This window comes from Streptomyces sp. CNH189 (genome assembly GCF_000527195.1).
In genome coordinates, this window is sequence record NZ_AZUS01000004.1 from 248149 (window position 1) to 263251 (window position 15103).

Consider the following 15103-nt stretch of genomic DNA (forward strand, 5'->3'; position numbering starts at 1 on the left):
GAACCGGTGCGCGCCAGTAAACGCCACCCCGGGGCCTTTGCGCCAGTCCACTGCGTCATCAAGTTGTTCCGGAGCGTGACACCGTGGCCCAAGGCACCTTCCCGAACGCCCCGGACCACGGGCGGTGGTGGGGTATGCAGGACCTCATGACGGACGACGAGAACCGGGTGGTCGGCCTGCTGCTGGCCGCGGGCGGCGGGCGCAGGCTCGGCGGGCGCCCCAAGGCACTGCTCACACACCGGGGGCGCCCCCTCGTGGAGCACGCGGCGCGGGTGCTGCGCGCGGGTGGCTGCGCGGGCGTGCACGTGGTGCTGGGGGCGCGCGCGGACGAGGTGCGCGCCCGCGTCGTACTCCCGGGCTGCGTGCTGGTGGACAACCCGGACTGGGAGCAGGGCATGGGGTCCTCCCTGCGGGCGGGGCTGGACTCCCTGGCCGGCACCGGCGCCGGGGCCGCGCTGGTACTGCTGGTGGACCAGCCGGGGATCGGCCCAGAGGCGGTCGCCCGGGTGCGGGGCGCCTACCGGTCGCCGCGGTCGCTGGTCTCGGCGGCCTACGACGGCGTGCGCGGTCATCCGGTGCTGTTCGGCGCCGCACACTGGGCGGGGATCGCCGCGACCGCCACCGGTGACCGAGGGGCGCGCGCCTATCTGAAGGAGCACGCGGACCGCGTCGAACGCGTCGAGTGCGGTGACATCGCGCAGGCGTACGACATCGACACCGAGGCCGATCTGACGCACCTTGAATGAGCCGGTGCACCCGGCCGGGCGGGCGAGGCACCCCGCGCCACCGTCCCTCGACCCGGAGATTCTCGACATCAACAAAACATTGAACTCCACCATGAGGAAACTACTATCCACTGATCAGAAGCCCTTTGCCCCCGCAAGGGCCTCTCCCGCCGTACCCGGGTCGCCCGGCACCCGGTGCCCCCGCACGCCGAAGGAAGTGACAGCTGATGTCCGCACCAGCGCCGTCCCCGCTGGCCATCGTCGACGCCGAGCCCCTGCCGCGGCAGGAGGAGGTCCTCACCGACACGGCGCTCGCCTTCGTGGCCGAGCTGCACCGGCGGTTCACGCCCCGGCGTGACGAGCTGCTCGCCCGCCGCGCGGAGCGCCGCGCCGAGATCGCCCGCACCCCCACCCTCGACTTCCTCCCCGAGACGGCCGCGATCCGCGCCGACGACTCCTGGAAGGTGGCCCCGGCCCCGCCGGCCCTGGAGGACCGCCGCGTCGAGATCACCGGCCCGACCGACCGCAAGATGACCGTCAACGCGCTCAACTCCGGCGCGAAGGTGTGGCTCGCGGACTTCGAGGACGCCTCCGCGCCCACCTGGGAGAACGTGGTCACCGGCCAGCTGAACCTGATCGACGCCTACACGCGCGCCATCGACTTCACCGACCCGAGGTCCGGCAAGTCCTACGCCCTGCGCCCCGAGGAGGAGCTGGCGACGGTCGTCACACGGCCACGCGGCTGGCATCTGGACGAGCGGCACCTCACCGACCCGGACGGCACCCCGGTGCCCGGCGCCCTCGTCGACTTCGGCCTGTACTTCTTCCACAACGCCAAGCGGCTGATCGACCTCGGCAAGGGCCCGTACTTCTACCTGCCGAAGACGGAGTCGCACCTCGAGGCCCGGCTGTGGAACGACGTGTTCGTGTTCGCGCAGGACTACCTGGGCATCCCCCAGGGCACCGTCCGCGCCACCGTGCTCATCGAGACGATCACGGCCGCCTACGAGATGGAGGAGATCCTCTACGAGCTGCGCGACCACGCCTCCGGGCTGAACGCCGGCCGCTGGGACTACCTCTTCTCCATCGTCAAGAACTTCCGTGACGGCGGCGAGAGGTTCGTACTGCCCGACCGCAACGCGGTCACCATGACCGCCCCGTTCATGCGCGCGTACACCGAACTGCTCGTCCGCACCTGCCACAAGCGCGGCGCGCACGCGATCGGCGGCATGGCGGCGTTCATCCCGTCCCGCCGGGACGCCGAGGTCAACAAGGTCGCCTTCGAGAAGGTCCGCGCCGACAAGGACCGCGAGGCCGACGACGGCTTCGACGGCTCCTGGGTGGCCCACCCGGACCTGGTGCCGATCGCCATGGAGTCCTTCGACCGGGTGCTCGGCGACAAGCCGAACCAGAAGGACCGGCTCCGCGAGGACGTCGACGTCAAGGCCGCGGACCTCATCGCCGTCGACTCCCTCGACGCCAGGCCGACGTACGCGGGCCTGGTCAACGCCGTGCAGGTGGGCATCCGCTACATCGAGGCGTGGCTGCGCGGCATGGGCGCGGTCGCCATCTTCAACCTGATGGAGGACGCGGCCACCGCCGAGATCTCCCGCTCCCAGATCTGGCAGTGGATCAACGCGGGCGTCGTCCTCGACAACGGCGAGCGGGTCACCGCCGCGCTGGCGCGCGAGGTCGCCGCGGAGGAACTGGCGAACATCCGCGCGGAGGCCGGCGAGGAGGCGTTCGCGGCGGGCAACTGGCAGCAGGCGCACGACCTGCTGCTGAAGGTCGCCCTCGACGAGGACTACGCCGACTTCCTCACCCTGCCGGCGTACGAGCAGCTGAAGGGCTGAGGCGGCCCGAGAGCCGTCCGGTCCGGCTCACTTGTCCGAGTGGCCCAGGGGTTTCCCCGGGGCCACTCGGTCGCGTACGGCCCGCTTCACCGCCGTCGGCTCCGGGAAGCCCTGCTCGCGCCGGTCCCAGACCACCTCGTCCCCGACGCGGACCACGAAGACACCGCCGGTGCCGGGCCTGAGCGCCAGCTCGGTCACCTCCTGTTCGAACGTGGTCAGCAGCTCCTGTGCCAGCCAGGCGGCCCGGGGCAGCCAGCGGCATCGGGTGCAGTACTCGATCTCCACGCGCCGTGCGCCGGTCGTCATCGCAGGTGCACCGTCCCGTCCTGTTCCACCGCCGGCCGGCCGTGCAGGTCGGGGACCTGTTTGAGCCAGTCCGGGCGGGCCTGTTGCGTCCGTGCCGCGCGAAGGGCGTTCTCCGCGGCGACCTGGTCGGCCGTGGGGAAGTCGAGGGGCAGCCACGCGCCGGAGACCCGCGCCCGCGCGTGCAGATGGCTCACGTAGGCGGCGCGGACCGCCTCGGGCGAGTCGAACCCCGGCTCGCCGTCCAGCCAGGCGTCGGGCACCTGGTCCACGACCGACCGCAGCAGCTCCTCCGTCACCCGGGGCGCGAGCTCCGCGTCGGCGGCGCGCACGTCGGGGCCGTACCGGCCGAGGGCGTGATGCCGGAAGTCGTACGCCTTCTCGGGGTCGCCGGCGTCCCAGCGGTGGTGGAAGACGAGCGCCGCACCGTGGTCGATCAGCCACAGCCGGGGCGGGGCGACTCCGAGGGTCGGCCACAGGAGCAGGTTGGAGCTGTGCACGGTGCGGTCGACGTTCGCGGTCAGCGCGTCGAGCCATACGATCCGCCCGGCCTCGAGCGGGGCGACGGCGAACCTCTCGGCCACCTCGGGGGTGAAGTCGCGCGCTCCCGGCAGGTAGTCCATGCCGAGGTTGGTCCCGGCGCTGGAGGCGTGCAGCTCACGCACCTCCTGGTGGGGTTCGGCGTCGGCGATCGCCGGGTCGAAGTCCACCAGCACCAGCTCGGGGAAGCGCAGGCCGAGTGCCCGTGCCAGCTCCCCGACGATCACCTCGGCGACCAGCGCCTTGCGGCCCTGCGCGGAGCCGGTGAACTTCACGACGTAGGTGCCGAGGTCGTCGGCCTCGACGACGCCGGGCACGGAGCCCCCGGAGTGCAGGGGCTCGACGTAGCGGGTCGCGGTGACCTGCTTCAGCATGCTCCGGGCCACCCCATCCTCGTACGACGTCGGACAGGCAATCCTAACCTCGTGGGGCGGGCGGTCCGGAGGGCCGGCGGGTGCGGTCAGGCGGGCGGGCCGGCCTCCATCTCACGCCGCCCGGCAGGCCGCTGCGCCCGGTGACCGGCGTCGGGGCGGACGGAGTCCGCCGGCACCAGTTCGGGGACGTAGGCCTCGCAGTCGGGGTTGTGGCAGGGGCCCGCCCTCCAGTGGGGGACGTTGATGCCCATGGTCTTGTGTCGTTCGACGACGGTCTCCACCGGCTGCCGGCACGAGCCGCACACCAGCTCGGTCGGCCCGGTCCCGTCGCGCTTGCGGTCGCTGCTCATGGCCCTACTTTACGCCCGTTTTACTCGTGTTTGCCCGGTTGTTGTCCGGGCTCCTCGGTCCCGGGCCCCTCCGCCTCCGCCTGCTCCGCCGGCGGCCGCAGCATGCTGACCACGATCGACGCGGCCAGGACGACGACGATGACGGCGAGGCTGACCAGGGACGGGATCTCGGGGACGGCGGTGCTGACGGTCTCGTGGGTGGCCTGGAGGACGAGCTTGACGCCGATGAAGCCGAGGATGAGGGCCAGGCCGACGCTGAGGTAGTGGAAGCGGTCGAGCAGCCCGGCCAGCATGAAGTACAGGGCGCGCAGGCCGAGGATGGCGAAGGCGTTGCTGGTGTAGACGATGAAGACGTCGCTGCTCACGGCGAGGACGGCGGGCACGCTGTCGACGGCGAAGACGAGGTCGGCGGCCTCGATGGCGGCGACGACCGCGAGCAGCGGGGTCGCCACCCGCTTGCCCGCCTCCTTGACGAAGAAGTGCGGCCCCGCGTACTCGTCCCGCACGGGGATCACCTTGCGCAGCAGCCGGACCGCGATGCTCTTCCCCGGGTCGAAGCTCTCGTCCTCGCCCTTGAGGATCTTGTACGTGCTCCAGAAGAGGATCGCGGCGAAGACGTACAGGACGGCGGTGAAGCGGCTGACCACCGCCACACCGGCGGCGAGGAACAGTCCGCGGAAGACCAGGGCGCCCAGGACGCCGAGGAAGAGCACGTGGTGCTGGTAGGCCCGCGGCACCTTGAAGTAGCTGAAGATGAGCGCGAAGACGAAGAGGTTGTCCACGGACAGGCTCTTCTCCAGCAGCCAGGCGGTGGTGTACTCCACGCCCGCGTCCGGACCGACCACGAGGAAGACCACGCCACCGAAGACGATGGCCAGGCTGATCCACCCGGCGCTCCAGGCGGCCGCCTCACGGAAGCCGATGACATGGGCGGTGCGGTGCGCGAAGAGGTCGATCGCGAGGGACACCACCACGGTGACGCCGAACACGATCCACAGCCAGAACGGCACGTCATGCACGGGCCGGCCTCCTCGGGGCATGGTCGCCTGGTGGTCCCCCTCGTCCCGAGTCTGGGGCATGGGACCGGTCGGCGCCTGTCGTCGCCTCCGGCCGGGTGCCCGCGTTCAGCCGCCGGACAGCGGGTTGGGCAGCGGACGATAGCGGGCCGCGGCGCCGTCGGCGGCGGTCCAGCGCAGCAGCAGGTTGGTCTTGGCGGGCAGGGTGGGGGCGGACAGCAGGGCGGGGATCTCGGGCAGGTCGTGCCGGGCCAGTTCGCGGCGGGCCGCGGGCCAGGGGTCCAGGCCGGGGTGGTGCTCGGCGAGAGCGGCGGCGACCTCCATGAGGTGGTTGACGACCAGGCAGTACACCAGGCGCTCCCACCCGGCCTCCCGCGACACCGTGGGCAGGCCGTCCGGGCGGGCGGGCCCGGCGAGCAGCTTCACGCCCTCGGCGTCGCGGAAGAGCGCCCGCACGGGCAGGCCGGCGCCGTCCACGGCGATCAGCGTGTTCTGCAGGTGGGCCTCCAGGACGACGCCGTACCGGTGGAAGACCGTGACGGCGGGGGGCACCACCCGGGACAGGTAGGCATCCCACCAGGCGTCCGGCCGGGTGGTGGCGGCGAGCGGGTCGCCGTCGAAGCCCTCCACCAGGGCGGCGGCCAGGTAGGGGGTGGCGTCCGGCGGCAGGTGGCCGCGCAGTCCGTCGCGGACCACGACGGCCAGTTGCTCGACCGCGAAGTCCGCGGTGCGGTGGCCCCGGTCGCTCAGCCACGCCCCGCCCGCCGGCCGGCCGCTCGCGGTGAAGGCGTCGCGTACGGCGGTGTCGGTCGCGCGCAGGCGCAGCAGGTCGTGGTGCCACAGCCGGCGGATGTCGTTGGTGATCCGCACGTCCAGGCTGAACTTCAGGAACAGGTCGTCGCCGGGCGCGTACACGGTGCGGACGGCCGCCGTGGGCCACACAGGGCCGGTGGTGGTGCCGAGCCGGAGCAGGCGGCCGTCGGCGAAGGCGGGGGCGAGGTCGCGGGCGGCCAGGTCCAGCTGCCAGGGGTGGGCGGGCAGCAGCCGGTATCCGGGCGGGGCGGTGCCGAGGCCGTCCAGGGCGGTGGTGTCGCCCTCGTCGACCACGCTGTCCTCGCGCACGCCGAGCAGGACCAGCGGGAAGCGGGCGTGCGCCTCGGGCGCGTACGGCAGCCAGGCGGCCGCGGGACCGCCGCCGCGGGCCTTGGGGGCGGGGTGGTGGGTGTGGCCGGTGACCAGGGACTGTTCGGAGAGCAGGTACGGGTCGTCGGGCGGGGTGGCCCGGTCGCGGGCGGCGAGCAGCGCGGCTACCGCGTCGCGGCTGTCGAGCATCTCGACGGGCAGCTCGTGGTTGGACCGGCCGGTGTGCCGGCGCAGTTCCTCGGCGACGAGTTTGACCAGTTCGGTGTGGTCCACCGGGCGCCAGGCGCCGGCCGTGTACACCTCGGGGTCGGCGGGGCGCCGGGTGCCGCGCACCCGCAGCAGCCGGTCCGCGTGGGGCAGGCGGTAGGTCCGGCGGCCGTCCTCGGGCGCCCCGGGGGCGGGCCCGGGCAGGGGCTCGGCCACCTCGCGCAGCAGGCAGTTGAGCAGCGGTACGGCCGCGTGGGCGTCGGCTCGCCCGGCCAGGCCGGCGCGGCTCGCCGCGTCGTCGTCTGCGGGCGGGGGGATGAGATCCACGCGTTCTGATTCCCTACGGTTCTGTCCGGCGGAGACGATCAGTATGTCGGGCATCGTCCCCCCGTACGTCCCACCTTTCCGCCGATCCGAGGAGTCCGCCCGTGCAGCGTCCCCCCACCGCCGAGGACGGGATCGCCGAGGAGCTGGCCGGCGTACGGCCCGGTCTGCTGCCCGCGTACACGGCGGCGCTGCCCGCCGCCCGCGCGGCGGTGCTGACCCGGCTGTGGCGCGGTCTCACGCACGACCCGCTGCCGTGGGTGGCGGATCGTGCGGAGGGCGGCGCGGGTCTCGTCCTGCGGCTGGCGGACGGACGGCGGCTGGAGGGCCCGCGCCCGGACCCGTACGCGACGGACGCCTACGTGACCGCCGTGCGGCTGGACGGGGTGGCGTACGGGGATCCGGCGCGGCTGGTGACGGACCTCGCGGTGCCGCACTGCACCTCGTTCGCCGAGGAAGTGGCGCACAGTACGGCGTCGTTGGCGTTGTCGCGGGCGGGGCAGGAGGCGGCCGGGAGGGGGCTGCCGGTGCGGGACTGGGAGTGGGAGCAGCGGGTGGTCGACGGGCATCCGTTCCATCCCAACTGCCGTACCCGGCCTGGGTTCTCGGCGGCCGAACAGCTCGCCTACGGCCCGGAGCACCGCCCGGTGGTGGAGCTGGGGCTGCTGCCCGTGCCGGCCGGGGAGTGCCTGGTGACGGGGGTGTGGCCGGAACGGCTGCGGGAGGGGGGCCGGGTGCTGGTGCCGGTGCACCCCTGGCAGGCGGCGCACGTGCTCAAGCGGTCGGGCGAGGGGGTGCTCGCGGCGCATCCGCTGATGGCGCTGCGTACGCTCGCGCTGCCGGACGGGCCGCATGTGAAGACGGCGCTGAGCGCGCGGCTGACGTCCTCGGTGCGGGACATCTCGCTCGGGTCGGTCGCCGCGTCGGCGGTGCTGTCGGACTTCGGCGAGGCGGTGGCGGCGCGCACGGACGGGCTGTTGCGCATCACCCGCACGCTGGGCGCGGTGGCGGCGGGGTCGTCCGATCTGGCGGCCCTGCTGCGTGAGTCGCCGGAGGCGTACGCGGGTCCCGGGGAGCGGGTGCTGCCGGTGGCGGCACTGGCGGTCACGGACCTGCCCCGCTCCCCCGCCCGGATGGCCCGCCTCGCCCGGCTGGCCCTCACCGCCGGGCTGCGGCTGCTGGAGCTGGGGGTGGCGCTGGAGGCGCACGGGCAGAACCTGCTGGTGGTGCTGTCGTCGGACGGGGACCCGGTGCGGCTGGTCTACCGGGACCTGGCCGATCTGCGGGTCTCCCCGGCACGCCTCGCCCGGCACGGGATGCCGGTGCCGGACGTGCCGGACCGCATGATCACGGACGACGCTCCCGCCCTGCGGCGCAAGCTGTTCGGCTCGCTGGTGGCGGGCGCGCTGGCCGGGACGGCGGGGTCCGGCCCCGCGTTGCGGGCGGCCCTGGAGGACGCCGTGCGGGATCTGCCGCGTACCGCGGACCTGAGGGCGCTGCTCGACGGGCCGCTGCCGGCGAAGGCGCTGACGCTGATGCGGCTGTCACCGGGACGGGCCGGCGACCAGTGGGCGGAACTGCCCAATCCCTTCCAGTTCGGGCCGGGGTGACGGACCGTTTTGGAGTGCGGCGCTCCTGATCACTAGGATCCGCCGATGATCAGAAGAACACGGCCGGTGGCAGGCGCCATAGCCCTGCTCGCCGCCCTCACGGCCGGGATCGCCTTCCCGGCCGGGGCGGCCGCCGGTGAACCCACGGGCCAGGACGCGCCCAAGGTCGACCTCGTCCTCGACGTGAGCGGCTCGATGCGCGCCAAGGACATCGACGGCCAGTCCCGGATGGCGGCGGCGAAGCAGGCGTTCAACGAGGTGCTGGACGCGACGCCGGAGGAGGTGCAGCTCGGCATCCGCACCCTCGGTGCCGACTACCCCGGCGACGACCGCAAGGAGGGCTGCAAGGACACCGCGCAGCTCTACCCGGTCGGCCCGCTGGACCGCACCGAGGCGAAGACGGCGGTGGCGACCCTCGTCCCGACCGGCTGGACGCCGATCGGCCCGGCGCTGCTGAAGGCGGCCGGTGATCTGGACGGCGGCGACGGCTCCAAGCGGATCGTGCTGATCAGCGACGGCGAGGACACCTGCGCCCCGCTCGACCCGTGCGAGGTGGCCCGCGAGATCGCGGCCAAGGGCATCGGCCTGACCATCGACACCCTGGGCCTGGTGCCGAACGCCAAGCTCAGCCGGCAGCTCAGCTGCATCGCGGAGGCGACCGGCGGCACCTACACCTCCATCGAGCACCAGGACGAACTCACCGACCGTGTCAACGAGCTGGTCGACCGGGCGGCCGAGCCGGTGGTGACCCCGGTGGCCACCGAGGGCGCCGACGCGTGCGAGAAGGCGCCCGAGCTGAAGTCCGGTCTGTACACCGACCGTGAGGAGTTCGGCCAGCAGCGCTGGTACCGCGTCGAGCTGCCCGCCGGGCAGGAACTGCGCGCCTCCGTGAGCGTCGCGGCGGACCGCGCGGTGCGTCCCGACCACGGGCTGCTGATGCGCGCCGTCACCCGGCACGGCCGGGAGATCGTACGCGGCGAGGCCACGGGCACCGGCCGCACCGACGTGCTCTCCACCGGCCTGCGCTACCCCAAGCCGGAACTGGACGACGACAGCGGCGAGCCGGCCACGGAGACGGTCTGCCTCGCGGTGACCACCTCCTTCTCGGCGGACGCCGGGGTGAAGACCACGCCCGGTCTGCCGCTGGAGCTCACCGTCGACGTCGTGGACGGTCCGGACGGCGCGAGCGACGTCGCCTCCTTCGGCCTCGGCCGGGGCTGGTGGCTGCTCGGCGCCCTGGTCCTGACCGGATTCCTCGCCGGTCTCGTCTGGGGCTGGCTGTCCCGCTGGCGGGTCGCTGTCTGGAGGACCAACTGATGCGCGCCGTACGAGTACTGAGTGCCGCCCTGCTGACGCTGGGCCTGGCCGCCGCGCCCGCCGCGGCCGACTCCTCGCCGTCCCCGGAGGCCTCCGGTGACAGCGGCGGGCCGACCCGCGCGGGGACGTCCTTCCGCACCGCGACGGAGGTCGAGCAGGGGCAGACCGCCACGGCGCGGGCCTCCACGGGCGACTACCTGTACTGGTCGTTCCCCGCGGACGCGGGACAGCGGCCGACGGTCCGCGCGACGGTGAAGCTGCCGGACAGCCACGCGTCACAGACCTGGCAGGTCGACGTGTACGACGGGCTGCGCCGCCGCCAGGCCTGCCAGTACGGCGCCCAGACCCGCGCGGCCGGCCAGGGCACGACGACCGTGGAGCTGGCGTGCGTGCTGCGCACGGTCCGCGCCTGGTCGGAGCCCTGGGCCAACGATCCGCTGCCCGGCACGTACTACGTGCGGCTGACGGCGCTGACGCTGTCGGCGAACGACCTGGGCCAGGCGGTCGACGCCGAACTGCGCGTCGAGTCGCAGGACATGGGCGGCGCGGCGGCCGTGGACGGCGCGCTGTCCGAGCCGCTGGTGCCGGGCATCGCGTCCCGGCCGGAGGAGGAGTCGGACGACTCCTCCTCCGCCGTGCTGGCCGGCCTGGAGCCGGAGGACGGCTGGACGTCGGGCTGGTGGTCCGACCGCTGGATCTGGACGGCGGCGGGCGGCGTCCTGGCCTCCCTGGCAGGCGTCTTCGGCTACCGCCTGACCCGGGGGCCGGGGCGGCCTCGGCACGTCCCGCCGGGGGTGTAGGCACCCCTCTTGTGTCTCACCGGAAGGCCCGCCCCGCGCGGGCCTTCCGCCTGTCCGGCGTCCGTTGCCCTCAGGTTTGGGTGGGGGTCGGGGTTCCCTCCGGGGTGAACTGCTGGTGGAAGGTGAAGGCTTGGGGTACGGGGCCGTGGTCGTGGAGGTGATCCAGTTTGTCCACACCCTCCTGCCAGGTCGGGGTCACTCCCTCGGGGACCCACCAGAGCACGTGACTGGGGTGGCGCGACCGTTCGAACCAGTCGTGGCGCCTCTTCAGCGCGTCCCGGTGCAGCCCGGTGTAGACGGCGTCGAAGGCGGAACGCGGGTCGGTCCAGAGGGAGAGGGTCGTGGCCAGGGCGGTGGTGTCCGCCGTGCGGCCCTTGCCGTACCAGGCCGGTACGGCGAACTCCCCCCACGCACCCCAGTCCGCCCCGAAGAGCACCCCCTGCTCACCGCCGGCCGGTTCGGCCCGGGCGAGGTGGCCGGGGTGCGCGCCGATCCTCCGGTAGACGTCCGCACCGATGGCGTAGAACTCACGCGTGGCGGGCGAGGGATCGGCGAGGGGTGCCTGGAGGACGCCGAAGGTGTACAGCGCAAGACGGGGCATGCGTGTCTCCCTGGTCGGGGGCGGGGGGGTGCGCCTGGGCGCGGATCCGCCGAGGACCAGGTGAAGGTAGCCCTCTCGGCGGGCCCTGTCGACGTTGCGCTTTCCTCGTCGAAATGGCTCTTGCAGCGCACCCCTCGCGTGTCCGCCGGCCCCTGCCGCCGGTGCCTGCACCGCCTACGCGGCGTCAGCGCGGCGCACCTCGCCGGCGGTGAAGACACCGAAGGCGCTGACAGCGAAAGCCAGGGCGGCACCTCCGAACATCAGGCGCTGTTCCTTCCTGAGGACCGTCTCGTAATCGCTGCGCGAGACCTCGATCACGCGACGATGCGAAGTGGTCATGTCGAAGACGTAGTAGCGGCCGTCCTTGATCGGCTCAGTCTGCTGCCGGCTGTCGCCGGACATGCCGAGGAACATCAGCAGGAAGCTGGAAGCGGCCAGGGCGCCGAGCACCAGCTGCAACGCGCCCGGCAGACACCAGAAGGCACGCCACGTCATTTTCTTGTCCGCCCCGGTCAAGAAGGCGCGCACCCCCGCAGCCAGGGCGACCGGCGCGGTGAGCACCGCGACCGCCAGCCACTCCACGCCGGCCAGCAACATCGTCGTCCGCGGCACCCACGCGAGAACCGCCAACAGGACCGCACCGGCGCTCAACGCCAGCGCGATCCCCCCGTGCACCTTGAAGCTCCACCCCATGCCCCGGACTTTGCCACACGCCCCACGCCGCACTCATTGCCGGACGTCGGCAGAGATCACGGGCAGTGGATGCCGACCGGCCCTCGTCAACCGCCGGCACCGCTCCCATGCCAGGTCAATATGGTCCGGGGACGGCATGAACTCCTGTGCCTTCGTGGGTCATCGGCGCCCGCCGAACTCCCAGTTGTGGACCTCGATGTCCGCGTACCTGTCCGGATCCAGGACGGCCCGCGCCGTCTCCGGATCCGGGGCCCGGAGCAGCACCGCGGTACCCAGCCAGGTGTCGCCCTCGTCGGACAGCAGAGGTCCGTACGCCACCAGCTCGTCCCTGTCGAGCGGCAGGGCGAGGTCGGCGGCCGGACCTTCGCCGAGACCGAGTACCAGGTAACGGTCGCCGCCACTCGGGCCACCGGGAAAATCCCACATGGTGCGCCCCATCATGTTGCGCCACCGGCGCAGCAGCACGTCCCGGTACGCGCCGGCCTGGTAGCCGGGTTCGTCGAAGGCGAATGCGCGGGCTGCCGCGGGATCGGGGAGGTCGACGATGTGCACGCTGCCGGTGGGTGTTTCACCGTTGTCGGCGAGGGTCGGGCCGCGAGCGATCAGCTCCTTCGCGTACCGGTCCATGTAGGACCAATGCTCCTCCAGCAACTCCTCGCGCAGCGCGAGGGAGCCGGGTCGGTCACGGTGGTAACAGAAGAACTCCATGACCACGGACCCTTCCTCGTCAGGGGCACCATCTCAAGTGGTACGGCGGCGGACCTGACTGCCGCGCGGGGCGAGAGGGTACGGGTGGTCGGGGTACACCGTTGGGAAGCCATCAGGCGTCCCGCAGCTGCTTGGCGAGGGGGGTGTCGCCCGTCACCTCGACGTGGCCCGTGCGGATTGCCTCCGTGAGGGGCAGGGTGCCTCGACTGATGGCCGTGCAGGTGGCCGTGTCGAGGGTGAGGACCGCGTCCGGGTCGCGGGGGGCCGGGCCGTCGCTGTGGACCGGGCCCTCCTGCGCGCCCAGGTGGAGGTGAAAGCGGCCCTCCTCCAGGCGTACTTCGACCAGTCCCTCACCCTCCAGGGACCGCAGCAGCGGCAGAGCGAACCAGTGGGCGCGCACCGCGTCCGTCGGGCGGCGCTCCCCAAGTTCGGGCTCGCCCCACGTGCCGAGGGCCTGAAGCACCGGCAGCAACTCGCGCCCTCGCGGAGTGAGTTCGTAGACGTACGCCGCGCCGGGTGGCGGGAGGCGGCGGCGGGTGGTGAGGCCGTCTCGCTCCATGTCCTTCAGCCGTGAGGCCAGTACGTCCGTGCTGACGCCGGGCAGGTCCGCGTGCAGGTCGGTGTAGCGGCGCGGCCCGGCCAGCAGTTCCCGGACGATCAGCAGGGTCCAGCGGTCGCCGACGACGTCGAGCGCACGGGCGGCGGAACAGTACTGGTCGTAGCTTCGGCGAGGTGGCATGCCTCGCAGTCTAGACAAGTTGTTGGACTTTCCAAGCGTCCACTTGGTAAAACCAAGTAACACCAGAAACCGGAGGGGCGCATGGAGTTCCGGCAGTCGAGCAAGCTCAGCGAGGTCTGTTACGAGATCCGCGGCCCGGTCATCGAGCACGCCAACGCGCTGGAGGAGGCGGGGCACAGCGTGCTGCGCCTGAACACCGGCAACCCGGCCCTGTTCGGTTTCGAGGCGCCGGACGAGATTCTCCAGGACATGATCCGGATGCTCCCCCAGGCGCACGGCTACACCGACTCACGCGGCATCCTCTCCGCCCGCCGGGCGGTGGCCCAGCGCTACCAGACGCTCGGCCTGGAGGTCGACGTCGACGACGTCTTCCTCGGCAACGGCGTCTCCGAGCTGGTGTCCATGGCGGTGCAGGCCCTGCTGGAGGACGGCGACGAAATCCTCATCCCCGCCCCCGACTTCCCCCTCTGGACGGCGGTCACCACCCTTGCCGGCGGCAAGGCGGTGCACTACCTCTGCGACGAGCAGGCCGACTGGTACCCGGACCTGGACGACATGGCCGCAAAGATCACCGACCGCACCAAGGCCGTGGTCATCATCAACCCCAACAACCCGACGGGCGCGGTGTATCCGAAGGAGGTCGTCGAGGGCATCCTCGACCTGGCCCGCCGCCACGGCCTGATGGTGTTCGCCGACGAGATCTACGACCAGATCCTCTACGACGACGCCGTGCACCACTCCGCCGCCGCGCTCGCCCCCGACCTGGTCGTCCTGACCTTCTGCGGCCTGTCGAAGACGTATCGCGTGGCCGGCTTCCGCTCGGGCTGGCTGGTGGTGACCGGTCCTAAGCAGCACGCGAGGAACTACCTCGAGGGTCTGACCATGCTGGCGTCGATGCGCCTGTGCGCCAACGCGCCCGCGCAGTACGCGATTCAGGCCGCGCTCGGTGGCCGGCAGTCGATCCGCGAGCTGACCGCCCCGGGCGGCCGGCTGCGCGAACAGCGGGACGTGGCGTGGGAGAAGCTGAACGAGATCCCCGGCGTGAGCTGCGTGAAGCCGAAGGGCGCGCTGTACGCGTTCCCGCGCCTGGACCCGAAGGTGCACAAGATCCACGACGACGAGAGGTTCGTCCTGGATCTGCTGCTCCGGGAGAAGATCCAGGTCGTCCAGGGCACCGGCTTCAACTGGCCCTCCCCCGACCACTTCCGCATCCTCACCCTCCCTCACGCGGAGGACCTGGAGGCGGCGATCGGCCGCATCGGCCGCTTCCTGAGCGGCTACCGGCAGTAGAGCCGCGGGACCTGACCTCGCACAACGCCGTTCGTACCGGGAGTCGGGGGTTGGCATCGCCCGACGCGATCGCCGGCTACGAGGCCGGCATGGCGGAGGCATGGGTGCACGAGGCGCGGAGCGGGACCGTTCGCGAGGTGCCTGGGAACCGCCCGTACGGTGATCGCGTCGGATCAGGGCATGAGGGAACACGGACGGGGCTGCGCCGGCATCCTCCTGGCGGTCGCGGGCGCCGTGGCGGCGGTGCTCGCCTGGGCGCCGAGGGCACGCGTCAGCGTCCACGGCGGATTCGAGGGCATGTACCGGGACCTGAGCGTCCTCTACGTCGACCTGCCCCTCGTCGCCGCCGGCGGGGCGTTCTTGCCGCTCGCCGTCTGGCTGCTCACCCTGCGCACCCTGCGGCGCCCGTGGCTGTCGGCCGTGGCGGCCGCGAGCGCGCTCGCCCTCGGAATCTGGGGCCTGCTCAGCTGGTGGACGCCGTACCAGCCTCCGGAGATCGTCTACTGACGG

At 72.6% G+C, this 15103-nt stretch carries 16 protein-coding genes; 7 read left to right on the plus strand and 9 right to left on the minus strand.

Annotated features, from left to right (window positions below):
- Window positions 1–146: 146 nt before the first annotated feature.
- Entirely contained in the window at window positions 147–746 is a 600-nt protein-coding gene (locus B100_RS0108155) for a nucleotidyltransferase family protein (RefSeq protein ID WP_024883950.1), read from the plus strand.
- Window positions 747–952: 206 nt separating this feature from the next.
- Window positions 953–2578, plus strand: a complete 1626-nt coding sequence (gene aceB / locus B100_RS0108160) for a malate synthase A (protein ID WP_024883951.1) — start codon at window positions 953–955, stop codon at window positions 2576–2578.
- Between the two features lie 27 nt (window positions 2579–2605).
- On the opposite strand, the gene B100_RS0108165 is transcribed toward aceB, so the two are convergent.
- The 5 genes from B100_RS0108165 to B100_RS0108185 all read right to left on the minus strand — a co-directional run bounded on the left by B100_RS0108165 (window position 2606) and on the right by B100_RS0108185 (window position 6892).
- Window positions 2606–2884 (minus strand): SelT/SelW/SelH family protein, encoded by a 279-nt coding sequence (locus B100_RS0108165; RefSeq protein ID WP_024883952.1) that lies wholly within the window; start codon window positions 2882–2884, stop codon window positions 2606–2608.
- A complete protein-coding gene (locus B100_RS0108170; RefSeq protein ID WP_024883953.1) occupies window positions 2881–3795 on the minus strand; it encodes a HipA family kinase in 915 nt (304 codons plus the stop codon). Before B100_RS0108170 ends, B100_RS0108165 begins: the two co-directional genes overlap by 4 nt.
- A gap of 86 nt (window positions 3796–3881) precedes the next feature.
- Window positions 3882–4145, minus strand: coding sequence for a hypothetical protein (locus tag B100_RS0108175; RefSeq protein ID WP_024883954.1), 264 nt, complete (start codon window positions 4143–4145; stop codon window positions 3882–3884).
- Between the two features lie 20 nt (window positions 4146–4165).
- Window positions 4166–5164, minus strand: coding sequence for a TerC family protein (locus B100_RS0108180; RefSeq protein WP_024883955.1), 999 nt, complete (start codon window positions 5162–5164; stop codon window positions 4166–4168).
- A 105-nt stretch (window positions 5165–5269) separates the two neighbouring features.
- Window positions 5270–6892, minus strand: coding sequence for an IucA/IucC family protein (locus tag B100_RS0108185; RefSeq protein WP_051489949.1), 1623 nt, complete (start codon window positions 6890–6892; stop codon window positions 5270–5272).
- Between the two features lie 47 nt (window positions 6893–6939).
- Between B100_RS0108185 and B100_RS0108190 the strand changes: the two genes are divergently transcribed.
- From B100_RS0108190 to B100_RS0108200, 3 genes are read left to right on the plus strand one after another with little or no spacing between them, the layout of a single operon-like run.
- Window positions 6940–8445, plus strand: coding sequence for an IucA/IucC family siderophore biosynthesis protein (locus B100_RS0108190; protein ID WP_024883957.1), 1506 nt, complete (start codon window positions 6940–6942; stop codon window positions 8443–8445).
- Between the two features lie 45 nt (window positions 8446–8490).
- Window positions 8491–9762 carry a VWA domain-containing protein gene (locus tag B100_RS0108195; protein WP_024883958.1) on the plus strand — a complete coding sequence of 424 codons (1272 nt, stop codon included), beginning with the start codon at window positions 8491–8493 and terminating at the stop codon, window positions 9760–9762.
- The gene (locus tag B100_RS0108200; RefSeq protein WP_024883959.1) at window positions 9762–10562 is read left to right on the plus strand and encodes a hypothetical protein; all 801 of its coding nucleotides are present in this window, start codon (window positions 9762–9764) and stop codon (window positions 10560–10562) included. The genes B100_RS0108195 and B100_RS0108200 overlap by 1 nt, the downstream gene beginning before the upstream one ends.
- A gap of 70 nt (window positions 10563–10632) precedes the next feature.
- Here the strand turns inward: B100_RS0108200 and B100_RS33765 are convergent, their stop codons facing one another.
- From B100_RS33765 to B100_RS0108220, 4 genes are all read right to left on the minus strand, one after another.
- Entirely contained in the window at window positions 10633–11163 is a 531-nt protein-coding gene (locus tag B100_RS33765) for a DUF3291 domain-containing protein (protein WP_037722513.1), read from the minus strand.
- A gap of 174 nt (window positions 11164–11337) precedes the next feature.
- Entirely contained in the window at window positions 11338–11856 is a 519-nt protein-coding gene (locus B100_RS33770) for a hypothetical protein (protein WP_037722514.1), read from the minus strand.
- Between the two features lie 159 nt (window positions 11857–12015).
- Window positions 12016–12564 carry a YciI family protein gene (locus B100_RS0108215; RefSeq protein ID WP_024883960.1) on the minus strand — a complete coding sequence of 183 codons (549 nt, stop codon included), beginning with the start codon at window positions 12562–12564 and terminating at the stop codon, window positions 12016–12018.
- Between the two features lie 112 nt (window positions 12565–12676).
- Complete coding sequence (locus B100_RS0108220) at window positions 12677–13303, minus strand: transcriptional regulator (protein ID WP_024883961.1); 627 nt, start codon at window positions 13301–13303, stop codon at window positions 12677–12679.
- An 81-nt stretch (window positions 13304–13384) separates the two neighbouring features.
- Between B100_RS0108220 and B100_RS0108225 the strand changes: the two genes are divergently transcribed.
- Window positions 13385–14593: a pyridoxal phosphate-dependent aminotransferase gene (locus tag B100_RS0108225; RefSeq protein ID WP_024883962.1), complete on the plus strand. Its 1209-nt coding sequence runs from the start codon at window positions 13385–13387 to the stop codon at window positions 14591–14593.
- Window positions 14594–14773: 180 nt separating this feature from the next.
- Window positions 14774–15100 (plus strand): hypothetical protein, encoded by a 327-nt coding sequence (locus B100_RS0108230; protein WP_024883963.1) that lies wholly within the window; start codon window positions 14774–14776, stop codon window positions 15098–15100.
- Window positions 15101–15103 lie beyond the last annotated feature (3 nt).